Genomic DNA, 20645 nt, shown 5'->3' with positions numbered 1-20645 from the left:
CCACAAAAGTTCTTGACTGACTGACTGTTCAGTCAGTACGCTGAACACGTGTTCAGTCAAGCGATGGAGGAGTTGTCCGGCAACGACCGGATCCTCCGTGCTGCGATCGAGGCCTTCGGCCGCGACGGGGTGCGCGCCACCAGCCTGAAGAGCATCGCCACCGCTGCCGGTGTCTCGCCGGCGCTGATCCTGCACCACTTCGGCTCCAAGGAGGGGCTGCGAGAGGCGTGCGATCGCACCGTCACGGACGCGATCCGCACCTACAAGTCCGGTGCGATGGCGCAGGGAACCGGGATGGACCTGCTCACGGCAATGGCGCTCGTCGACGAGAACCGTCCCCTGCTGCGCTACCTCGCCAAGGCGCTCGTCGACGGCAATCCGCACATCAACGACCTCATCGACGACCTCATCCGCGACGCCGAGGGCTACACGGCCGACGCCGAGCGGGCCGGCCTCATCCGGCCGAGCGCCGACCCGCACGCCCGCATGGTGGTGCTCACGCTCTGGAGCCTGGGCACCCTCGTCCTCCACGAGCAACTCGAGCGCCTGCTGGGCGCGGACCTGCTGGGCGAGAAGGGCGACATCCTGCCCTACGTCCAGGCGGCGCTCGAGATCTTCACCGACGGCGTCTTCATGCCCGACGCCTTCCACCAACTCAGGCAACCCGGCCAGGAGTGACCGGACCTCACGAACAGAGGAAACCATGTCCCAACCCGCTGTGATCCAGGCCAACGGCCTGGTCAAGAACTTCGGCAACGTCCGCGCGCTCGACGGACTGGACCTGCAGATCTCGCAGGGCGAGATCCACGGGTTCCTGGGCCCGAACGGCGCCGGGAAGTCCACGACGATCCGCGTGCTGCTCGGCCTGCTGCGCGCCGACGGCGGCTCCGCGCAGCTCTTCGGCCGCGACCCCTGGGCCGACGCCGTCGACCTGCACCGCCGCCTCGCGTACGTGCCCGGCGACGTGGAGCTCTGGCCCAACCTCACCGGCGGTGAGGCCATCGACCTGTTCGCCCGCCTCCGCGGCCACCTGGACAAGAAACGTCGCGACACGCTCTGCGAGCGGTTCGACCTCGACCCCAGCAAGAAGGCGCGCACCTACTCGAAGGGCAACCGGCAGAAGGTGGCGCTCATCTCGGCGCTCGCCTCGCAGGTGGACCTCCTGCTCCTCGACGAGCCCACCGCCGGCCTCGACCCGCTGATGGAGATCATCTTCCAGGAGTGCATCCGCGAGGAGCAGGCGAAGGGCACCACGGTGTTCCTCTCGTCGCACATCCTCGCCCAGGTGGAGGCGCTGGCCGACCGGGTGTCGATCATCCGGCAGGGCCAGGTGGTGCAGACGGGGACCCTGAAGAGCATGCGCCACATGACGCGCACGACGATCACGGTCGAGACCGCGGCCCCCGCGGACGGGCTGACCCGCGTCGTCGGCGTCCATGACGTGCGCACCAACGACGGGCAGGTGAGCTTCGAGGTCGACGGCGAACACGTCGAGTCGGTCCTCCGTGAGGTCTCCGCGCTGGGGGTCCGCTCCATCGTCGCGCACCCGCCGACGCTCGAGCAACTCCTGCTGCGCCACTACGGCGACAAGGTGGCGTGACATGACCGCCACAGCCACCCGGGCGCCGGAGCGCGCCGCGACGGGGGAGGCGTCCGCCCTGGCGGGGCTCGGCGCGATGGTGCGGTTCATGCTGCGCCGCGACCGGATCAAGTTCCCGGCCTGGACCTTGGGCCTCGCCCTGTTCGTCGTCTACATCGGCTCGGCGCTGCCGGTCATCGCCCCCACGGAGCAGGAACTGACCGCGTCGGTGCCGATGCTGCAGCAGCCGATCGGGCGCATGTTCACCGGCCCCGCGTACGGCCTCGACGCCATCACCTACGAGCGGTTCTTCTCCGCCGGCTACGTCGCCTACCTCTACATCGTCGCCGCGCTGATGACGATCTTCCTCGTCACCCGGCACACCCGCACCGAGGAGCAGACCGGCCGCGCCGAGCTCATCCGCGCCAACGTCGTCGGGCGCCACACCCCGCTCACCGCGGCGCTGGTCGTCGCGCTCATCACGAGCCTGGTCGCGGGGCTGCTGGTCACGGCGACGGCCGTGTCGCAGGGATTCGCAGTCACCGGCTCCGTCCTCGTCGGGCTCGGCGTGGTGTTCGTCGCGCTGTGCTTCGCCGGGATCACCGCCGTCACCGTGCAGCTCACCGAGTACTCCCGCGCCGCGGCCGGCCTGGCCGGCGCGATCCTGGGGCTCGCGTTCATCATCCGTGCCCTCGGCGACATGGCCGCGATCGGCGGCAGCGCCCTCTCCTGGGCCTCGCCGCTCGGATGGGCGACGCAGACCGCGCCGTTCGTCCTCGACCGGTGGTGGCCACTGGCCCTGGTGGCGGCGCTCGCCGTCGCGGCGGTCGTAGTCGCTTACCTGCTGCAGGCCCGACGGGACCTCGGCGCCGGTCTCGTCGCCGCGCGCCAGGGGCGCCCGGAGGCCGGCCGCTGGCTCGCCGGGCCGTGGGGTCTGGCGGCTCGGCTGCAGCGCAGCGCGATCCTCGCGTGGGGCGGCGGCATCGTCGCGCTCGGCGTGGTGGACGGGCTGTTCACCCAGACCATGCTCGACGTCGGGGACACCATGCCAGAGGCGCTCGGCCAGGTGTTCGGCTCGGACGCACTGGCGACGGGTTACCTCGCCTTCCTCGCCGTGTTCTCCGGCTACATGACCGCCGCGTACGTCGTCTACTCCGTGCAGGCACTGCGGGCCGAGGAGCGCAGCGGCAGGGGCGAGGCCGTCCTGGCCACCCCGACGAGCCGCGTCGCCTGGGCCGGCTCCCACCTCGGGGTGGTGGCGCTGGGTGCGTCGGGGATCATGCTGGTGACCGGGCTGCTCACGGGCACCGCCGCGGCGGCGGTCACCGGCACGTGGTCGTTTGTCGCCGACTCGGTGCTCGCCCACGCCAACCTCCTGCCGGCGGTCCTCGTCGTGCTCGGGCTGTGCGCGCTGGTGTTCGGCTGGCTGCCCCGCTTCCTCGGCATCATCGGCTGGACGATGGTGGGCGTGATGTTCTTCGTCGGCAACTTCGCCCCGATGATGGACGCGCCGCAGTGGCTCATCGATCTCTCGCCGCTCAGCCACCCCGCCAACTACCCGGTGGAGGAGTTCGAGATCGTGCCCGTGCTGGTGTTGGCCGGCATCGCCCTGACGGGCGTCCTCGTCGGCCTGGTGGGACTGACGCGTCGCGAGGTGCTCCAGCGGGGCTGAGCGCGAAAGGAGATTTCGCGAGGGGCGCGGTCGACCGGTACAGTGACAAGTCGGCTGAATCCGTTCGGCCGTGCCCTCCTGCTGCGGGACGTACCCGTGGCCGATTAGTCCGAAGGAGGTGGGGCTAAAGCATGCGCAAGTACGAAGTCATGGTTCTCATTGACTCCGATGTTGACGAGCGTCAGGTTCCCGGTCTCATCGAGAAGCACCTCGAGACCATCACCAACGATGGCGGCACCGTCGACAACACCGACATCTGGGGCCGTCGCCGTCTCGCCTACGACATCAACAAGAAGTCGGAAGCGATCTACGTCGTCCTGCAGATCACCGCGGAGCCCGCGACCGTTTCCGAGATGGATCGACTCATGTCGATCGACGAGAAGGTCGTGCGCACCAAGGTTCTCCGTCGCGAGGACTGAACCCTTTCTGCACAGTGCTCCTGATCTCTGCACACGGGCGCGAGTTCGTGCGCATAGTGTGAGTACCTAGACCAAGTCCGACCCCCGGAGGCATCTTTCAATGGCAGGCGAACCTCAAATCACGGTCATCGGCAACCTGACGGCCGATCCCGAACTCCGATTCACCGCGAACGGCGCACCCGTGGCCAGCTTCACGGTGGCCTCGACGCCCCGCACCCTCGATCGCCAGACGAACGAGTGGCGCGACGGCGAAGCGATGTTCCTCAACTGCTCCGTCTGGCGGCAGTACGCGGAGAACGTCGCGGAGTCCCTCTCCAAGGGCATGCAGGTGATCGTGCACGGCAAGCTCCGCTCTCGTTCCTACGAGACGCGCGAGGGCCAGAAGCGCACTGTCTTCGAAATCGACGTCGACGAGGTCGGTCCCACCCTGCGCTATGCCACCGCCAAGGTCACCAAGACCTCCGGCGGGGGTGGCGGCAACCGCGGTGGCGGTGGCGGCCAGTGGCAGGGCAACCAGAACCAGGGTGGCGGCGGCGACTCGTGGTCGAGCTCCGGCAGCTCCGACCGCAACCGCGGCGGCGACGACCCGTGGGGTCAGCCGTCGCAGTCCGACGAACCCCCGTTCTGACGAGTCGCGTCGCTCCGCGGCGCGTCCAAGCAATCCGTAAATCAAGGCACATTCCGTCGAGAGACGGGCTTGCCCGGGCAAGACCCGGGACGAAAGGAGCACCACAATGGCCGGTCCACAGCGCAAGTCTGTGAACAAGAAGAAGATCCTGCCGGTGAAGACCACTCGCGTGGCCAACATCGACTACAAGGACATCAACACGCTCAAGAAGTTCATCTCCGAGCGTGGCAAGATCCGTGCCCGTCGCGTCACTGGCCTCTCGGTCCAGGACCAGCGCAAGGTCGCCATCGCCGTCAAGAACGCGCGTGAAGTCGCCCTGCTGCCCTACGCGTCGACCGCTCGCTGATCGGAGGAGGACTCATGAAGCTCATTCTCACCAGCACCATCGACAAGCTCGGCATCCCGGGTGACGTCGTCGAGGTCCGCGACGGCTACGGCCGCAACTTCCTCGTCCCCCAGGGCAAGGCCATCGTCTGGTCCCCGGGTGCGGAGAAGCAGATCGAGGGCATCAAGCGCGCCCGCGACGCGCGCGAGATCCGCGGCGTCGAGCACGCCCAGCAGATCCGCGAGCAGCTCGAGGGCCTGACGGTCACCGTCGCCGCCCGCGCCTCCGAGGAGGGTCACCTCTTCGGCTCCGTGACGTCGAACGACTTCGCCGTCGCCGTGAAGAAGGCTGGCGGACCGACGATCGACAAGCGCTCCGTCAGCTTCGCCAAGCCGGTGAAGCTCGTCGGCAAGCACTCGGCCGCGGTCAAGCTGCACGCCGGTGTCACCGCGCACGTCCCCTTCGAGGTCGTCGCCGGCTGACCACCAGCACCGATTCGCTCCGGCCCCGCACACCGTCCAGGTGCGCGGGGCCGGTGCGTTCCAACACCCGGTGAAGCTTCGGTGAACTCGCCGTGATCGGGCGAAAATGTCCGCCTCACCGGTTAGCCTCCTCGTGGAACGTATCCACGAAGGAGCCACCACACCCATGCGCAAGCTCTCCCTACTGGCTGCACTCGCCCTCGGCATCGGCGCCGTCGGACCCCTGCAGTCGGTCGCCGTCGACGGCGACACCGCAACCCTCACCATCGCCTCCACCACCGACCTCCACGGCTACATGCTGAACTGGGACTACTTCCGGGACGCCCCGTACAGCGACCGCGCCGGCCACGAGATCGGCCTGGCGCAGGCCGCGTCCGCGATCGAGTCGCTCCGCGACGCCCGCGGCGCCGAGTCCGTCATCGTCGTCGACAACGGCGACTTCCTGCAGGGCTCCCCGCTCGACACCTACTACGCCACGCAGGCGCCCATCACGGAGACGGGCGACGAGCACGCCGTCGCCGCCGCCTTCGACGCGGTCGGCTACGACGTGGGCAACCTCGGCAACCACGAGTTCAACTACGGTCTCGACTACCTGGCCGCGTTCGAGGGCCAGATCGACCACCCGCTCCTCGGCGCCAACGTGCTCGACGCCGCCACGGGCGAGCCGCTGTTCGACCCGTACACCCTCGTGACGCGGCAGCTCGGCGACGCCGAGGTCACCGTCGGTTTCCTCGGCCTCACGACGCCCGGGTCGATGATCTGGGACTCGAAGCACCTCGACGGCAACGTCGTGATTGAGGACATGGTCGAGGCCGCCCAGCGGTGGGTGCCGGAGGTCCGCGCCGCGGGGGCGGACATCGTCGTGGTGCTCTCGCACTCCGGCCTGTCGGGCTCCAGCTACGCCGACGCGGACCTGCCGCCGGAGAACCAGTCGCAGGCCATCGCCGAGCAGGTGCCCGGCATCGACGCCATGGTCATCGGGCACACCCACCGCGACGAGCCGATCCAGTGGTTCACCAACGCCGAGACCGGCGACCAGGTGGCCGTGACCCAGCCCCGCTACTGGGGCTCCGGCATCACCGACATGACCTTCGACCTCGTCCAGGCCGACGGCGCGTGGACCGTCGAGTCCGTCGACGCCGTCCCGCTCTACTCGAAGGACTACGAGCCCAGCCAAGCCGTGGTCGACGCGGTCGCCGCCGGCCACGCCGACACGATCGAGTGGGTCAACACGAAGATCGCGACGTCGGTCAGCGAACTACCCGCCACCGAGTCCCGCTATCGCGACACGGCGATCATCGACTACATCCAGATGGTGCAGACGGAGACCGTCCGGGCGGCGCTCGCGGGCGGGGAGTACGCCGACCTGCCGGTGCTCTCCATCGCGGCCCCGTTCAGCCGGACGGCGGTCTTCCCCGAGGGTGACGTCACGGTCCGCGACATGGCGGCGCTCTACATCTACGACAATACGCTCGAGGGCGTGCTGATGACCGGCGCGCAGGTGCGCGACTTCCTCGAGTTCTCCGCGAAGTACTACGCGCAGGTCGAGCCGGGGGAGGCGTTCGTCCCCGAGACCATGACCGGCGTCGAGTACAACGGGCAGACGATCCCCGACTACCTCTACGACATCATCGCCGGCATCAACTACGAGATCGACCTGTCGCAGCCGGTGGGCAGCCGCATCGAGAACCTGCAGTACGTCGACGGCACCCCGGTCGGCGACGACGACCAGTTCGTCGTCGCGGTCAACAACTACCGGCGCTCCGGCGGCGGTGGCTTCCCGCACATCTCCGAGGTCCCGGTGGTCTACAACGACCTGGTGGAGATCCGGCAGGTGCTCATCGACTGGGCCATCGAGCACGGCACCATCGACGGCGACGACTTCTTCGTCCGCAACTGGCGCCTGACGATCGCCGACGAGCCGGTGTTCGCCGACGACATCCTCCACACCACGGGCGGCGGCGTCACCCCGACGCCGAGCCCCACCCCGACCCCGACGCCGGAGCCGTCCCCGACGGCCACGCCGGCGCCGGTCCGGCCCGGGCTGCCGAGCACCGGCGCCTAGAGGTACTTCGAGGCCTCCCGCCGGCTGAGCCCGCTCAGCTCCTCGTCGTGCGCGACGAGGAAGCCGCGGACCCAGCCGGCGTCGGTCTTCGAGTACTCCCGCAGCGCCCAGCCGACGGCCTTGCGGATGAAGAACTCGCGTCCGAAGCGCGTCGGCTCCAGGTTGGCGACGAGGCAGCGCGCCAGCAGCTCGGCATCGGTGTCGGCGCGGTGCTTCAACTGGGAGAGGATGGCGGCCCGTCGCAGCCAGAGGTCGCCCGAGACCGCCCAAGCGTCGATGATGGGGGTGGCTTGGTCGCGCTGGCCGCGGAGGATGGGGCCGACGAGGCGGGTGGCGATCTCGTCGACGAGGTCCCACCAGGCGCCGTCGGTGATCAGCTCGCGGTAGAGCGCCAGCGTGTCGACGTCCTGCCAGGGGCGCGCGGAGCGGTGGGCGGCGACGACGAGCGCCGCGTACCGCTCCTCCCGGTGCGTGGCGCCGAACCACAGTTCCCGGACGGTGGCGTCCCAGCGGTCGCGCGTGGTGAGGGCGTGCTCGGACAAGAGCTGCCGCAGGAGCACATCGAGCTCGCTCCGGCCGACGCCGTGGAACGGGAGCGGCGAGCGCATGTAGCGCCGCTGCTGGGCGGCGCGCTCCGGGTCGCCCGCGGCCGCGAGCGCCAGGCGCAATTGGGTGACGAGCCCTTCGTCGGGGTCCATGAACTCATTGTGCGGCCCGTCGCGACGACGTGCCGACCCGCGTCCCACTAGCCTTGACGCGTGCGCCAATACACTGTTGAACTCAACGCCGACCGACGGGTCACCCTCGAGGTCACCGGCCTGGACCTCCCGACACCGGGCAACTTCGAGACGCCCCTCGAGCACCCCAGGCCCGCCATCATCATCTGCCCCGGCGGCGGCTTCGAGTTCCTCTCCCAGCGTGAGGCCGATCCCGTCGCAGTGGCCTTCCAGCGGTTCGGCTTCGCGACGTTCATCCTCCGCTACTCGATCATGGAGTTCGCGGAGTTCCCCCACCCGGCGGTCGACGTGGTCCGCGCGATCCGGTGGGTCAGGGCCCACGCGGACGAACTCGGCGTCGACCCCACGAAGGTGACGGTGATGGGCTTCTCCGCCGGCGGCCACGTCGCGGCGCTCGCCGGCACGCTCTACGACCACCCGGACGTGCTGGAGTCGGAGCGGGCCGAGTGCGACGACGAGTCGCTGCTGCGGCAGCCGGCACGCCCCGACGCGATCGTCCCCGCCTACGCGGTGTTCAACTTCGACTGGGTGCCGGACGCGGCCGACCTGCGATGGGTCGACACCGTCTCGGCCGTGACCCGCGAGACCCCGCCGGCCTTCGTCTGGACGACGGGCGAGGACGCGGTGGTGCCGCCGTCGCAGTCGTTGAGGTTCGTCACGGCGTTGGCGGAGCAGGGGGTGCCGTTCGAGTACCACCACTTCACCCGCGGGGTGCACGGCCTCGCCACCGGCGACAGGCTGGCCAACTTCGACCGCCCCGAGCTGCCGGAGAACGTCCACCACTGGGTGGAGCTCTGCGCCAACTGGCTGCGGGCGACGCTCTAGCGTGAGTCGAGCCGCCTGACGCGCTGGGTGCCGGCGGTCTGGCGGTAGGACTCCTCGACCAGTTCGGCGATCTCGTCCCAGTCAGTCTCCCCGTCGACGGGCACCCCGATCCACCCGCTGGGCCCGATGTACATCGGCCGGTGGGCGCGGCCGGACTGGAGCAGCGCCTGTCGCTCGTCCTCGGGGAGGAGGACGCTCACCGCCTGCGGGCGGCGGACCACCTCGTCGCCCACCTTGTGGCTCATCGCGTAGTAGGCGAACACCTTCCTGGTGTAGAACGCCGGGTGCCCCACGACGAGCTTCTCCCGGGCGTCGGGAAGCGCCAGGGCGATGGCACGCAGGCGGGCGAGGTACTCGTCGGAGCTCATGTGCCCATTGTGCTCCGGCCAGAAGCCGAACGCGGTCAGTAGGCGGTGAGCCCCCGAGAGCGGAAGATCACCCGGGCGGCCTCCACCTCGTCGTGCGACGGGGGCCGCACGTCGGCCAGCTCGTAGTCCAGGCCGAGGGACGACCATTTGTCGGCGCCCATCTGGTGGAACGGGAGGACCTCGACGCGGGTGACGTTGCCCCAGCGGGCGACGATGTCGGCCACCGCCGCGACGTTGACCGGATTGTCCGTCAGCCCGGGGACGAGCACGAAGCGGACCCAGGTCTCCACGCCGGCGGCAGCAAGGCGGTCGCCGAAGTCGATCGTCGGCTGCAGCGAGCGGCCGGTGACCCGGCGGTAGGTGAGCTCGTCGCCGGACTTCACGTCGAGCAGGACGAGGTCGATGTCGGCGAGCATCTCGTCGGTGCACTGGGCGCCGAGGAAGCCCGACGTGTCCAGCGCCGTGTGGATGCCCATCTCCTTCGCGCCGCGCAACAGCCGGGCGGCGAACGCCGGCTGCATCAGCACCTCACCGCCGGTCAGCGTGATCCCGCCGCCGGTCGCGCGGAAGATGCCGCGGTAGCGCTTCATGCGGCCCAGCAGCTCGTCGGCGTCCGTCGGCTCACCGCGGCGCATCTCGAACGTGTCGGGGTTGTGGCAGTAGAGGCAGCGCAGCGGGCAGCCGGACAGGAACACCGTCAGGCGGGTGCCCGGCCCGTCGACCGCGGTGACCAGCTCCCACGAGTGCACGGAGCCGAGCTCGCCGGCTCGCATCCTCTGCAACCGGTCCGCTCGCGTGCCGACGACGGTGCTGGCCTCGACCGTCATGTCAGGCGGACTGGTGGAAGGTGCGGTCCATCACGTCGAGCTGCTGCTCGCGGGTCAGCTTGACGAAGTTCACGGCGTAGCCGGAGACCCGAACGGTGAGGTTGGGGTAGTTCTCCGGGTGCGCCATGGCGTCCTCGAGCGTCTCCTTGTTCAGGACGTTGATGTTCGCGTGGTACAGCCCAGCGACGGTCCCGTTCTTGGCGCGGGAGGCCTGCATGGCGGCGAGGCGCTCGTCGAATGTCTTGGTGGCCATGGTGGTGCTCCTTAGCAGTCGGCGTCCGGGACGAAGCCGGCGTCGAGGATGCCGACCAGGTTCGCGACCTGCTCGTCCTTCGTCCGGCCCAGCCCCTGCGGGGTGATGGTGTTGGTCAGCGAGATGCCGTCGAGGGCGTCCTGGTAGTCGAGCTTGCCGACGCTCAGCATGGAGGCGACCATGCCGTGGGTGTCGGCCCCGTTCTCGGGGTTCGCGCCCGGGGAGAAGGGGGTGCCGGCGGCGTGGCCCGACGGGAAGGCGCCCGTCGCGCGACCGTAGACGACGTTCGACGTGATGGTGAGCACCGACTGCGTGGGGATCGCGTCGCGGTACATCGGGATCGCCTTGATCTTGGCCATGATCGTGTGGACGACGGTGGCGGCGATCTCGTCGGCGCGGTCGTCGTCGTTGCCGTACTTCGGGAAGTCGCCCTCGGTGATGTAGTCGACGACCAGGCCGGTCTCGTCGCGGACGGGGGTCACCGTCGCGTACTTGATGGCGGACAGGGAGTCGGCGACGATCGCGAGTCCCGCGATCCCGCAGCCCATGGTGCGGATGATCTCCGAGTCGTGCAGCGCCATCTCCATCGACTCGTAGGCGTACTTGTCGTGGCTGTAGTGAATGATGTTGAGCGCCTCGACGTAGGTGCCCACCACCCAGTCGAGCATGTCCTCGTACTTGGCCCACACCTCGTAGAAGTCCAGCGGCCCGTCGCCCTCGATCGGGGCAAACCCGTCGACGACCTGCTTGCCGGTCATCTCGTCGCGGCCGCCGTTGATGGCGTAGAGGAGCGTCTTGCCGGCGTTCATGCGGGCGCCGAAGAACTGCATCTGTTTGCCCACCTTCATCGGGGAGACGCAGCAGGCGATGGCGGCGTCGTCGCCCCAGTGGCGGCGGATGTCGCGGTCGGACTCGTACTGGATCGCGGAGGTCTCGATCGAGATCGCGGCGCAGAAGTCCTTGTAGCCCTGCGGCAGTTCGGGGTCCCAGAAGATCGTGATGTTTGGCTCCGGGGCGGGGCCGAGGTTGCGCAGCGTCTGGAGGAGGCGGAACGACGTCTTGGTCACCAGCGTGCGGCCGTCCTCGCCGAGGCCGGCGTCGGACCAGGTGGCCCAGTAGGGGTCGCCGGAGAAGATCTGGTCGTAGTCGATGGTGCGGAGGAACCGCACGATGCGCAACTTGAGGACCAGGGCGTCGATGATCTCCTGCGCCCCGGACTCGGTGAGGCGGCCGGCGGCGAGGTCGCGCTCGAAGTAGATGTCGAAGAAGCTCGACAGGCGGCCGATCGACATGGCGGCGCCGTCCTGCGACTTCACGGAGGCCAGGTAGCCGAAGTAGGTCCACTGCACCGCCTCCTGGGCGGTGGTGGCCGGGCCGGAGATGTCGATGCCGTAGGAGGCGGCCATGGCCTTGAGTTGCTTCAGGGCGCGGATCTGGTCGCTGTGCTCCTCGCGGTAGCGGGCCCAGTGCTCGCTGAACGGCTGGTCCGCGACGGCGTCCTTGTCGCGCTGCTTGAACTCGATCAAGGTGTCGACGCCGTACAGCGCGACGCGGCGGTAGTCGCCGATGATTCGGCCGCGGCCGTACGCGTCGGGCAGGCCGGTGATGACGTGCGCGGAGCGGGCGGCGCGGATGCGCGGGGTGTAGATGTCGAAGACGGCGGTGTTGTGGGTCTTGCGGTATTGCGTGAAGATCCGCTTGACGTCCTCGTTGACCTCCTTGCCGGCCTCCTTGATGGCGGTCTCCACCATGCGCCAGCCGCCGTTGGGCATCATGGCGCGCTTCAGCGGGGTGTCGGTCTGCAGGCCCACCACGACGTCGTCGTCGGCGGATATGAAGCCGGGGGCGAAGGCATCGATGTCGGCGGGGGTGTCGGTGTCGACGTCGTACACCCGGCGCTCGCGCTCGACGGAGAGGTACTCCTTCTCGAGTGTGTCCCAGACCCGCAGCGTCTTCTCGGTCGGGCCGGCGAGGAACGCCGCGTCGCCCGTGTAGGGGGTGTAGTTGCGCTGGATGAAGTCACGCACGTCGATCGCCGTGGTCCACGGCCCGTCCGCGAACCCCTCCCAAGCCTCGACGGACTGGGGGACGAGGGTGTCGGTCACGAGATGCCTTCCTTGGAAGAGTCAAACGAAAACGCCAGGCGGGTGGCCCGCTCTGGCGTGATACGTCGATTCTCGCAAATTGGTAGAACCAGCAATCACCCGGGGTCGGTTAAGGGAAGGCTGACCAAACGGCTGAGAGACGTGGAACCATTGACGGAGTGGCTGGACACGACGGTGTGGTGGCAGAGGGGTTGAGCGATGACGGTCTTGGCGCACGACGAGCAGCGCGCGGCTCCGCTGCGGGTCCCCACGGCCATGACCGTGGCGGTGGTGCCACTCGTGGCGGTGTTCACTTGGGCGGTGGTGGCGGCGGGCAGAGTCTGGCCGGAGATGGCCTGGTACTGGACGGTCCTGGTGATCGGACTCGCCCTCGGCTGGGCCGCCATCTACTACTTCGTCGACGTGCGCCGCCATTGGCCGCTCCTGGTCGCCGGGCAATGGGCAAGCGTCGTCCTCTTCGTTTGGGCGGTCCCTGCGGCGACAGGAGACGACCTGCTGGGCGGCGCGGCACTCGGTTGGGCAGGCGGACTCTGGTGGGGGTCCTGGGCAATGGTCGGCTGGATGGTGCCGGTCGCCGTGCTCCACACGGCGCTGCGGAGCCGGAGCAACGCCGGCTCAGCCTGATGCCAGCAGCCCGAGTCGCCTAGGTCCAGGCGTGGGTGGCGTGCTCGCGTTCGGCGTGCCCGGGTGGCTCGAGCTGGAAGGTGGAGTGCTCGATGCTGACCTCGAAGTGTGACGCCACGCACTCCTGGAGCCGCGCGAGCATCTCGGCGGCGTGGCCGTCGGTGAAGCACTCCTCGTCGAGGACGACGTGGGCGGTGAGGATCGGGAGGCCGGTGGCGACGGTGGACGCATGCAGGTCGTGGACATCTTGGACGTGCGGCATCGCCACCAGGTGGGCGCGCACGTCGGCGAGGTCCAGCCCTTTCGGGACGGACTCGAGCAGGATGTGGCTGGCCTCGCGGAGGATCGTGACGGCGCGCGGCACGATGAGGGCGGCGATGAGCATGCCGGCGATGGCGTCGATGTAGACCCATCCCGTGCTGGCGATGACGATCGCACTGATGATCACGGCGACGGATCCGAGGGCGTCGTTCACCACCTCGAGGAAGGCGGCCCTCATGTTGAGGTTGGCTCCGCGCCCCGCGCTGAGTATCAGCATCGATGCGACGTTGCCGGCGAGGCCCACGATGCCGAAGACGAGCAGTCCGGTGGAGCTGACCTCGTGCGGCACGAAGAGTCGGCGGACGCCCTCGACGAAGGCGTAGACCCCGACGCCCAGGAGGACGATGGCTTGGCCTCCCGCCGCGAGGATCTCGGCGCGACGCGACCCCCAGGTACGCTCCGGAGTCGGGGGCCGCAGCGCCAGGGACGCGGCGACGAGCGCCATCGCCAGGCCGGCCGCGTCGGTGAGCATGTGCCCCGCGTCGACGAGGAGAGCCAGCGACCCCGTCCAGAGTGCGCCGAGGACCTCGGCGACCAGGATCGTCGCCGTGATCCCGAACGCCCAGGCGAGGCGGCCGCGGTGGGTGGTGGCTGTGCCGTGGTCGTGACCGCTGCTCATGCGCGTGCTCCCTCGAGCCGTCCCGCTGCGGGTGTGGCAGGTACCGGCGATTGTCCTGCCCGGCCGGCGCGGACGCCGTTGGCGATGACGACGACCTCCGCCAGTTCGTGGATCAGGACTACCGCTGCCAGGCCGAGGACGCCGAACAGCGCCAGGGGGATGAGGATCGCGATCAGGGCCAGGGAGAGCACGACGTTCTGCAGCATGATCGCCCTGGTGCGTCGGGCGTGGTCGAAGGCGAACGGCAGGAGCCGGAGGTCGTCGCCCAGCAGCGCCACGTCGGCGGTCTCGAGGGCGACGTCGGTGGCCATCGCGCCCATCGCGACGCCGACGTCGGCCGTGGCCAGGGCGGGAGCGTCGTTCACGCCGTCGCCCACCATCGCGATCGACCCGTGGGCCCGCAGCTCCCGGACCGCCGTCGACTTGTCCTCCGGGCGGAGGTCGGCGTGCACCCGCTCGATGCCCGCCTGGGCAGCCAGGGCGCGGGCGGTGGTCTCGTTGTCGCCGGTGAGCATCGCGACGGTGTAGCCGTGATCGGCGAAGCGACGAAGCACTTCCGCAGCCTCCGGGCGCAGCTCGTCGCGGATGCCGACGGCGCCTACCGGTCGGCCGTCGACCTCCACGACGATGGCGGTGGCCCCCGCGCGCTGAAGCTCGGTTACGGCAGCGGACAGGGCGCCGGCATCCACCCAGCTGGGCTTCCCCAACCGGACACGCGCGCCGTTGACCGTGCCTGAAAGCCCCGCACCGACGACCGCCTCGACGTCCTGCGCGGCCGGCACCTCATCGGCGGCGGCCAGGATCGCTGCGGCGAGCGGGTGCTCGCTGCGGCTCTCCAGCGCGGCCGCCCACCCCAGCACCTGGTCGCGGTCGTGGCCCGGTGCGGCGACGACGTCGATCACGGCCGGTTGGTTGCGCGTGAGGGTGCCGGTCTTGTCGAAGGCGACGGTGCGCACCCGGCCGAGCGCCTCCATCGCGGCGCCGCCCTTGACGAGGATGCCGCGACGGCTGGCCGCCCCGATCGAGGCGACCGCGGTCACCGGCACCGAGATGGCGAGCGCGCACGGTGAGGCGGCCACCACCATGACCAGGCCCCGGTGGATCCACACCGACGGGTCGCCCAGCAGCGAGCCGAGCAGCGCCGTCAGCGCACCCGCGATCAGGATGCCGGGCACCAGCGGCCCTGCGATCCGGTCGGCCAGCCGCTGGGTGGCTCCGCGTCGTGACTGCTCCGCCTCCACGATGTGCACGATCCGCGCGAGGGAGTTGCCCTGCGCCGTCGAGGTCACCTCCACCTCGAGGGCGCCGGCGCCGTTGATCGACCCGGCGAACACCTCCTGTCCCGGCCACGTCTCCACCGGCATGGACTCGCCCGTGATCGCCGACGTGTCCAGGCTGCTGCGGCCGGAGCGCACCGTTCCGTCGGTGGCGAGCCGCTCGCCGGGGCGGACGACCATCACGTCGCCGACGAGCAACTCGGCCGGGCCCATGACGAGCTCGCGGCCGCCTCGGATGACGGTCGCCTGCTTCGGCACGAGGTCGAGCAGCGCGCGCAGCCCGTGGCGCGCCCGGGCCAGGGAGTACTCCTCCAGGCCCTCGCTGAGCGAGAAGAGGAACGCCAGCGCGGCGGCCTCCTCGACCTGCCCGAGCAGGGTGGCTCCCACGGCGCCGATCGTCATCAGCAGCCCGACCCCGAGCTTGCCGCGCGCCAGGCGTCGCAGCGCGCCGGGTACGAAGGTCGAGCCGCCGACGAGCAGCGCGGCCCAGGCCAGCAGGAGCTCGGCCAGTTCCCAGCCCGCCAGCCCGGCAAGCAGTGCGGCCCCGAGCAGCGCGCCCGACAGCAGTCCGAGCTGCACCTCGCGTACCTGCCAGACCCTCGTGACCGGCTCTTCCGCGGGTTGGCCGGTTGGTGGAGGAGGCGGCTGGATCTCGCATCCGCACGCGTCGACGAGGACCTCCTCCTCGCGCCGGGTGCTCATGCGCCCGTTCCCTTCGTGTGGGAGCGCAGTTCCTCCGGGGCGGGCAGCCCCTCGGTGCCGATGCCGTAGTTCGGGCACAGCGCCACCGCATGGCCCGAGTCGGCGAGCAGCTGCTCCGCCGCCTCCAGCAGGCCGAGCAGGTGTGGGGCGCTGGTGAGGGAGAACATCGACGCCCGCCCCTCGGGGCGTGAGACGACGAGGCCGCAGTCACGCAGGCAGGCGAGATGCGCGCTCACCGTCGACTGCGCGAGGCCGAGGTGGTCGGTCAGGTCACGCACCCGGTGCTCCCCTGTGGTCAGGTGCCGGAGGATCATCAGTCGCGAAGGGTCCGACAGCCCGTGGAAGAGCGCCGCCGCCACATCGAGGTTGGGTGCCGGGGCGGGGTCCACTTCGACACGACCATTCGCGGATATCATCGTCATAGGGCGATATTAGCGCCGAACGCGGAGTTTGGCGAGCCTGTTGCCGCTGTCTGTGGCTATCCGGGGAGCCGTCCCGAGCTGCCGCGAAGCAGCCTCAGATGGGCGAACTCCGAGAGGGTAGGTGCTTGGATAGGCACCATGAGCCCTCACGTCTCCCAGGTGCACCGCAGTCCCGTGCACGGCTTCAGCAAAACTACTGTCGAAGTCATCCGGCTCATCGAAGGGATCGGCGTCGAAGGCGACGCCCACTGCGGGGTCACCGTGCAGCACCGCAGCAGAGTCAAGGCCAACCCCAGCACCCCGAACATGCGTCAGGTGCACCTGATTCACGAGGAACTGTTCGACGACCTCCGCGCCGTCGGGCACGACGTGCACCCGGGCGACCTGGGCGAGAACATCACCACCCACGGTCTCGATCTGCTGGGTCTGCCAGTCGGAACCCGACTGCTCATCGGCGAGGCCATCGTCGTGGTCACCGGCTTGCGGAACCCCTGCCGGCAGATCAATGACTTTCAGGCTGGCCTCCTCAAGCAGGTCCTCCGCACGCAAGACGACGGGCAGGTCGTGCAACTGGCTGGGGTTATGGGCATCGTGGCCCGCAGTGGAGCCGTCACCGCGGGGGACAGGATCAAGGTCGAACTGCCGGCAGAACCGCACCACCCGCTCACTGCCATCTAGGGCTCAATCTCGCCGGTGCCGACGATTTCTCATTCAAGGGAGGGGTGAACCAATTGACTACTGGAGGGCAGCTGCGCCGCCGTTTCTTGTTGTCGCTCGCCGTCACTGCGCTGGCGGGCTGCCTGCCCTCACGGGGCCGCGAGTTCCTTCAGGTGCTCCAAGAGGATCCGATGGCCAGCGAGGACCTGCTCGGCCTTCCCCTGCAGTCCTCGTAAGAAGAAGACGTCGGGACCGCGCTGGGCAAGACCCACAACGCGTCCCTCAACCGGACCTTCGACATACAAAACAGGGATCCCGAGCGCGTGCTTGCCGACGCCGTCGCTGCCGCCGTGGGGGCAGACTGGCAGCAGCAACCCGGGACCGGAGAGATGGATCTGGCGACTGGTTGGCGAGGCGTCAAGAGCAACCCTGAGCGGGTTTGCAGCCTGATCGTGGCTGAGCAAAAGCTCTTGGTCAGCCTGATCAACATGGAATCGCCGTGACGGTCTCGATGCCGGTCCATCCGATGTTCTCAGTAATGGCGACATTTCACTACGAGACCACGGAGTACCTGCTACCGGCTGGCCGCGTGCGAGGCTTAACCGCTCGTCAGTGGGAGTCTTGCGGCCGGGGCGCGTCGGCGGGCAGTGCCTCGTCGGCATGGCTCTTCCGCTTGGGCAGGAAGTGGATGATCGTCACGACGATGGCGCCGATGATCACGCCCATGATTGCCGAGAACAGCGTGTTGACCAGCCAGCCGAGCGCGCCGCCGACGCCGGGCACCGCGTCGGCCACGGCGACCTCGATCGCGTGCACGAAGCCATACGGCGCGTGGAAGCCGAGCTCGTCGAAGCCGACGAGCAGGATGTGGCCGCCCACCCAGAGCATCGCGATGGTGCCGATGATCGACAGCCACTTGAGGATGATCGGCATCGCCTTGACGAGCAGCGCGCCGAAGCGCTGCGACGACTCGGACGGCTTGGCCGCCATGTGGAGGCCGATGTCGTCCAGCTTCACGATCAGGCCGACGACCCCGTAGACGATCGCAGTGATCGCGATGCCGACGACGACCAGCACCCCCGCGCGGGTCCAGAACGCCTCGTCGGCGACCTCCTTGAGCGAGATCACCATGATCTCGGCCGACAGGATGAAGTCCGTGCGGATCGCGCCGGTGACCATCTTCTTCTCGTGGTCGGGACCCTGCTCGATGGCCGCCGCCTTCTGCTCGGGATGGTGTCCGGAGACCCACTCCCACAGCTTCTCGGTGCCCTCGTAGGCGAGGTAGGTGCCGCCGATCATCAGCAGCGGCGTCAGCAGCTGCGGCAGGAACGCGCTCAACGCCAGCGCCAGGACGATGATGATCGCCTTGTTGAGCAGCGACCCCTGCGCGATCTTCCAGATCATCGGCAGCTCGCGCTGCGGGGTGAAGCCCTGCACGTACTTCGGTGTGACGGCCGCGTCGTCGACGACGACCGCTGCCGCCTTCGCTCCGGCGCGGCCGGCCGCCGCGCTGATGTCGTCAACGGAAGCCGCGGCCATCTTCGCGATGGCGGCGATGTCGTCGAGGAGCGCTGCAAGACCGGCGGCCATGGTCGTCACCTTTCGTTCGGGTACCCGGTCAAGGGTAAGGCCAGAGACGCTCGACTGGCGTTCAGCGCACGCGCCGGACGCCCGCGCTCGCCTCGATTGGTTCGCGCTGCCCGCCGGTGTGCACGATTTCGCCGGCTTCCTCGTCGACGCTGACCTGGCTGGCGTGCGCCCGGAGCGCCTCGACGAGCGCCTCGCGATGCTGCCCCAGCCGCATCAGAACTAACTCGCCCTCGGCGGCCTCGCCGCCGCCGGCCGCCTGCTGATTGACCTCCGGGGACAGCACCTCGTAGAGCGGCACCCCGGCCAGCACGGCGGCGAGGGCCGCGACCTCATGGCAGCGCACGTGGTCCGGGTGGCCGTAGGTGCCGAACGCGTCGTAGCTGATCAGCGCCCGTGCCCCGACGGCGCGCAGGTAGGCGGCCACGTCGTCGGCCGCCTCGTCGACCGAGGTGGAGGTGAACGCGTCGGCCTCGGCGTCCTCGGCCGGGCCCGCCAGGTGGTCCGTGATCCAACGCATGCCCGAGTCGCGGTACCGGCGGGGCGACTCGTCGGCTGCGCGGGCGGGCGGCTCGCCGAGGAAGCGGTGCTCGGCGATCCCGAGGTGGTCGATCGCTCGCTCCAGTTCGCCGCGACGATGGGTCTCCAGCTCCGGCGTCCCCTCGAGGTGGCTGAGCGGCCCGGGCACGACGCCGCCGCGCTCCCCACGGGTGGCGGTGAGGAGGTCGACGCGCTGCCCGGCGGCGGTCAGGTGCCGGATCAGGGCACCGGTCTGGATGGTCTCGTCGTCGGGATGTGCGTGCAGGAACACCACCGGGCCGTCGCCCTCGGGCAGCCACAGCGACGGGTCCGCCACGCCCCAGTAGCACTCCGCCAGTTCGCGGGCCGACTGCTCCCAAGTCCGCTCGGCCGCGTGGGCGACGGCGTCCTCCCGCAACTGGGTGAGGCGAGCGTCGTCCCGCAGCAGTCGCTCGATGGTCGCGCCCCACTCGGCGGGCTCGCGGGACTCCAGCAGGAGGCCCGACTCCCCGTCGCGCACGGCCTCGACGAGCCCGCCGGCCTTCCACGCGATGACGGGCGCGCCGCAGGCGGCCGACTCGAGGGCGATCAGGCCGTAGGTCTCCGAGTGGGATGGGACGAGGGCGAGGGTGGCGCCGCGGAGGAGGTCGGCGAGCTCGGCCCGGCCCTTCGCGCCGACGAACTCCACCTGCTCGTCGAGCCCGAGATCGGCGACGAGTCGGCGCAGCTCGGTCTCGTAGTCGGCGAAGTCGGCCGACCCGGCGCCAGCCACCAGCAGGCGGGGGCGTACGTCGTCGCTCACGTGGGCGAGGGACTCGATGGCGAGGTCGACGCCCTTCAGCGGCTGCAGCCGGGCCGCGGCGACGAGGTACGCCGGCTCGGCGGGCCGCTCGGCCGGGAAGAACACGCTGGGGTCCACCCCCGGCCGGACGACCGTGACCCGCGCCGGGTCGGCGCCCAGCCGTCGGATCGCGGTGCGGGCCTCGGCGCGGGAGACGGCGACGATGAGGTCGGACTCCTGCGCGCAGCGGGCCTCGCCGGGGACGCGTGCAGGGCTCTCGGGCGGCTCGCCCTTGCTCAGCTCCTGGTCGTGGCCGGTGGCGGCGATCGAGTGGAAGGACTGCAGGTGCGGGATGCCGAACTCGCGCGCCACGTCGAGGGCGGCGACGCCGGACATCCAATGGTGCGAGTGGAACAGGTGTGGTCTGCGGCCGGAGTCGGCCAGCAGCGCGACGGCGTCGCGCAGTGCGGCGGCGAACTCGGGGATGTGCTGGTCGATCTCGCTCTTCGGCAGGGCGGTCGGCGGACCGGCGGGGAGGTAGCGGACGGCGAGCGGCGCCCCGTCGACGCTCACGACGTCGGCGGCATCGTCCGAGCGGCGGGTGAAGATCGTCACGTCGTGGCCGGCGGCAGCGAGGGCCTTCGCCTGCGCGAGCACGACGACGTTCATCCCCCCGGCGTCGCTGCCGCCGGGCGAGGCGAGCGGCGACGTGTGGAGGCTCACCATGGCGATTCGTAGGTGCTGCACCCAGCCAGCCTACTTCGGCGGATCCGCCGGAACCGTTGTGTGACCAGCCCCGAAATAGCATGCTTGCGGGTAGGCGCCTCGGCGCGACCGACTAGCAAGGGAGC

General features: G+C 69.8%; 22 protein-coding genes. 12 read left to right on the top strand and 10 right to left on the bottom strand.

Translation table 11 applies throughout. The features are described 5' to 3' along the window. Positions 1 to 48 precede the first annotated feature (48 nt). The 8 genes from BLR46_RS02425 to BLR46_RS02390 all read left to right on the top strand — a co-directional run bounded on the left by BLR46_RS02425 (position 49) and on the right by BLR46_RS02390 (position 7170). A complete protein-coding gene (locus tag BLR46_RS02425; protein WP_143008182.1) occupies positions 49 to 678 on the top strand; it encodes a TetR/AcrR family transcriptional regulator in 630 nt (209 codons plus the stop codon). A 25-nt stretch (positions 679 to 703) separates the two neighbouring features. After that, positions 704 to 1600 (top strand): ABC transporter ATP-binding protein, encoded by an 897-nt coding sequence (locus tag BLR46_RS02420; RefSeq protein ID WP_093248625.1) that lies wholly within the window; start codon positions 704 to 706, stop codon positions 1598 to 1600. Between the two features lies 1 nt (position 1601). Then, on the top strand, positions 1602 to 3251 hold the full coding sequence (locus BLR46_RS02415; protein ID WP_093248623.1) for an ABC transporter permease: 1650 nt from the start codon (positions 1602 to 1604) through the stop codon (positions 3249 to 3251). Between the two features lie 131 nt (positions 3252 to 3382). Beyond that, complete coding sequence (gene rpsF / locus BLR46_RS02410) at positions 3383 to 3670, top strand: 30S ribosomal protein S6 (RefSeq protein ID WP_093248622.1); 288 nt, start codon at positions 3383 to 3385, stop codon at positions 3668 to 3670. Between the two features lie 100 nt (positions 3671 to 3770). Continuing rightward, entirely contained in the window at positions 3771 to 4298 is a 528-nt protein-coding gene (locus BLR46_RS02405) for a single-stranded DNA-binding protein (RefSeq protein ID WP_093248621.1), read from the top strand. Positions 4299 to 4404: 106 nt separating this feature from the next. Continuing rightward, positions 4405 to 4644 (top strand): 30S ribosomal protein S18, encoded by a 240-nt coding sequence (rpsR, locus tag BLR46_RS02400; RefSeq protein WP_093248620.1) that lies wholly within the window; start codon positions 4405 to 4407, stop codon positions 4642 to 4644. Positions 4645 to 4658: 14 nt separating this feature from the next. Next, positions 4659 to 5105: a 50S ribosomal protein L9 gene (gene rplI, locus BLR46_RS02395; protein WP_093248619.1), complete on the top strand. Its 447-nt coding sequence runs from the start codon at positions 4659 to 4661 to the stop codon at positions 5103 to 5105. 166 nt (positions 5106 to 5271) lie between these two features. Beyond that, complete coding sequence (locus tag BLR46_RS02390; RefSeq protein WP_176761626.1) at positions 5272 to 7170, top strand: bifunctional metallophosphatase/5'-nucleotidase; 1899 nt, start codon at positions 5272 to 5274, stop codon at positions 7168 to 7170. Here BLR46_RS02390 and BLR46_RS02385 read toward each other — a convergent pair. After that, a complete protein-coding gene (locus BLR46_RS02385) occupies positions 7167 to 7868 on the bottom strand; it encodes a DNA alkylation repair protein (protein ID WP_093248617.1) in 702 nt (233 codons plus the stop codon). The two genes, BLR46_RS02390 and BLR46_RS02385, sit on opposite strands and share 4 nt — an antisense overlap. Before the next feature lie 60 nt (positions 7869 to 7928). Here BLR46_RS02385 and BLR46_RS02380 point away from each other — a divergent pair, with 60 nt between their 5' ends. Further along, positions 7929 to 8732 (top strand): alpha/beta hydrolase, encoded by an 804-nt coding sequence (locus BLR46_RS02380; protein WP_093248615.1) that lies wholly within the window; start codon positions 7929 to 7931, stop codon positions 8730 to 8732. On the opposite strand, the gene BLR46_RS02375 is transcribed toward BLR46_RS02380, so the two are convergent. Genes BLR46_RS02375 through BLR46_RS02360 form a run of 4 tightly spaced genes read right to left on the bottom strand, consistent with a single transcriptional unit; the run spans position 8729 to position 12285 of the window. Beyond that, positions 8729 to 9100, bottom strand: coding sequence for an MmcQ/YjbR family DNA-binding protein (locus tag BLR46_RS02375; protein ID WP_093248614.1), 372 nt, complete (start codon positions 9098 to 9100; stop codon positions 8729 to 8731). The genes BLR46_RS02380 and BLR46_RS02375 overlap by 4 nt on opposite strands. A gap of 35 nt (positions 9101 to 9135) precedes the next feature. Continuing rightward, positions 9136 to 9927, bottom strand: a complete 792-nt coding sequence (pflA, locus tag BLR46_RS02370; RefSeq protein WP_218118290.1) for a pyruvate formate-lyase-activating protein — start codon at positions 9925 to 9927, stop codon at positions 9136 to 9138. A gap of 1 nt (position 9928) precedes the next feature. Continuing rightward, a complete protein-coding gene (grcA2, locus tag BLR46_RS15505; protein WP_093248612.1) occupies positions 9929 to 10180 on the bottom strand; it encodes an autonomous glycyl radical cofactor GrcA2 in 252 nt (83 codons plus the stop codon). An 11-nt stretch (positions 10181 to 10191) separates the two neighbouring features. Then, positions 10192 to 12285 carry a pyruvate formate lyase family protein gene (locus BLR46_RS02360; protein WP_093248611.1) on the bottom strand — a complete coding sequence of 698 codons (2094 nt, stop codon included), beginning with the start codon at positions 12283 to 12285 and terminating at the stop codon, positions 10192 to 10194. Between the two features lie 198 nt (positions 12286 to 12483). Between BLR46_RS02360 and BLR46_RS02355 the strand changes: the two genes are divergently transcribed. Beyond that, a complete protein-coding gene (locus BLR46_RS02355) occupies positions 12484 to 12909 on the top strand; it encodes a hypothetical protein (protein ID WP_093248609.1) in 426 nt (141 codons plus the stop codon). A 19-nt stretch (positions 12910 to 12928) separates the two neighbouring features. Here BLR46_RS02355 and BLR46_RS02350 read toward each other — a convergent pair whose 3' ends face one another. From BLR46_RS02350 to BLR46_RS02340, 3 genes are read right to left on the bottom strand one after another with little or no spacing between them, the layout of a single operon-like run. Continuing rightward, on the bottom strand, positions 12929 to 13849 hold the full coding sequence (locus tag BLR46_RS02350) for a cation diffusion facilitator family transporter (RefSeq protein WP_093248607.1): 921 nt from the start codon (positions 13847 to 13849) through the stop codon (positions 12929 to 12931). Continuing rightward, entirely contained in the window at positions 13846 to 15828 is a 1983-nt protein-coding gene (locus tag BLR46_RS02345) for a heavy metal translocating P-type ATPase (protein WP_093248605.1), read from the bottom strand. The genes BLR46_RS02350 and BLR46_RS02345 overlap by 4 nt, the downstream gene beginning before the upstream one ends. After that, entirely contained in the window at positions 15825 to 16250 is a 426-nt protein-coding gene (locus tag BLR46_RS02340) for an ArsR/SmtB family transcription factor (protein WP_093248603.1), read from the bottom strand. The genes BLR46_RS02345 and BLR46_RS02340 overlap by 4 nt, the downstream gene beginning before the upstream one ends. A gap of 138 nt (positions 16251 to 16388) precedes the next feature. Here BLR46_RS02340 and BLR46_RS02335 point away from each other — a divergent pair, with 138 nt between their 5' ends. Both BLR46_RS02335 and BLR46_RS02330 read left to right on the top strand, forming a co-directional pair. Then, positions 16389 to 16928, top strand: coding sequence for an MOSC domain-containing protein (locus BLR46_RS02335; protein WP_093248601.1), 540 nt, complete (start codon positions 16389 to 16391; stop codon positions 16926 to 16928). Positions 16929 to 17230: 302 nt separating this feature from the next. After that, on the top strand, positions 17231 to 17410 hold the full coding sequence (locus BLR46_RS02330) for a hypothetical protein (protein WP_093248599.1): 180 nt from the start codon (positions 17231 to 17233) through the stop codon (positions 17408 to 17410). A 106-nt stretch (positions 17411 to 17516) separates the two neighbouring features. Here the strand turns inward: BLR46_RS02330 and BLR46_RS02325 are convergent, their stop codons facing one another. Beyond that, a complete protein-coding gene (locus BLR46_RS02325) occupies positions 17517 to 18497 on the bottom strand; it encodes a DUF808 domain-containing protein (protein ID WP_093248597.1) in 981 nt (326 codons plus the stop codon). 61 nt (positions 18498 to 18558) lie between these two features. Further along, positions 18559 to 20541, bottom strand: coding sequence for a glycosyltransferase (locus BLR46_RS14995; protein ID WP_176761625.1), 1983 nt, complete (start codon positions 20539 to 20541; stop codon positions 18559 to 18561). Positions 20542 to 20645 lie beyond the last annotated feature (104 nt).

Source organism: Tessaracoccus oleiagri (genome assembly GCF_900103275.1).
GTDB classification, from domain to species: Bacteria; Actinomycetota; Actinomycetes; order Propionibacteriales; family Propionibacteriaceae; genus Arachnia; species Arachnia oleiagri.
Note: the sequence above shows the minus strand (reverse complement) of the source record. Positions and strands in the feature narration are given on the sequence as shown.

Coding starts and splice junctions, on each gene's coding strand:
- BLR46_RS02345 (WP_093248605.1), bottom strand. CDS start 15,828: ATGAGCACCCGGCGCGAGGAGGAGGTCCTCGTCGACGCGTGCGGATGC.
- BLR46_RS02420 (WP_093248625.1), top strand. CDS start 704: ATGTCCCAACCCGCTGTGATCCAGGCCAACGGCCTGGTCAAGAACTTC.
- BLR46_RS02355 (WP_093248609.1), top strand. CDS start 12,484: ATGACGGTCTTGGCGCACGACGAGCAGCGCGCGGCTCCGCTGCGGGTC.
- BLR46_RS02325 (WP_093248597.1), bottom strand. CDS start 18,497: ATGGCCGCCGGTCTTGCAGCGCTCCTCGACGACATCGCCGCCATCGCG.
- BLR46_RS02375 (WP_093248614.1), bottom strand. CDS start 9,100: ATGAGCTCCGACGAGTACCTCGCCCGCCTGCGTGCCATCGCCCTGGCG.
- rplI (WP_093248619.1), top strand. CDS start 4,659: ATGAAGCTCATTCTCACCAGCACCATCGACAAGCTCGGCATCCCGGGT.
- BLR46_RS02340 (WP_093248603.1), bottom strand. CDS start 16,250: ATGACGATGATATCCGCGAATGGTCGTGTCGAAGTGGACCCCGCCCCG.
- rpsF (WP_093248622.1), top strand. CDS start 3,383: ATGCGCAAGTACGAAGTCATGGTTCTCATTGACTCCGATGTTGACGAG.
- rpsR (WP_093248620.1), top strand. CDS start 4,405: ATGGCCGGTCCACAGCGCAAGTCTGTGAACAAGAAGAAGATCCTGCCG.
- BLR46_RS02405 (WP_093248621.1), top strand. CDS start 3,771: ATGGCAGGCGAACCTCAAATCACGGTCATCGGCAACCTGACGGCCGAT.
- BLR46_RS02350 (WP_093248607.1), bottom strand. CDS start 13,849: ATGAGCAGCGGTCACGACCACGGCACAGCCACCACCCACCGCGGCCGC.
- BLR46_RS02335 (WP_093248601.1), top strand. CDS start 16,389: ATGAGCCCTCACGTCTCCCAGGTGCACCGCAGTCCCGTGCACGGCTTC.
- grcA2 (WP_093248612.1), bottom strand. CDS start 10,180: ATGGCCACCAAGACATTCGACGAGCGCCTCGCCGCCATGCAGGCCTCC.
- BLR46_RS02385 (WP_093248617.1), bottom strand. CDS start 7,868: ATGGACCCCGACGAAGGGCTCGTCACCCAATTGCGCCTGGCGCTCGCG.
- BLR46_RS02415 (WP_093248623.1), top strand. CDS start 1,602: ATGACCGCCACAGCCACCCGGGCGCCGGAGCGCGCCGCGACGGGGGAG.
- BLR46_RS02390 (WP_176761626.1), top strand. CDS start 5,272: ATGCGCAAGCTCTCCCTACTGGCTGCACTCGCCCTCGGCATCGGCGCC.
- pflA (WP_218118290.1), bottom strand. CDS start 9,927: ATGACGGTCGAGGCCAGCACCGTCGTCGGCACGCGAGCGGACCGGTTG.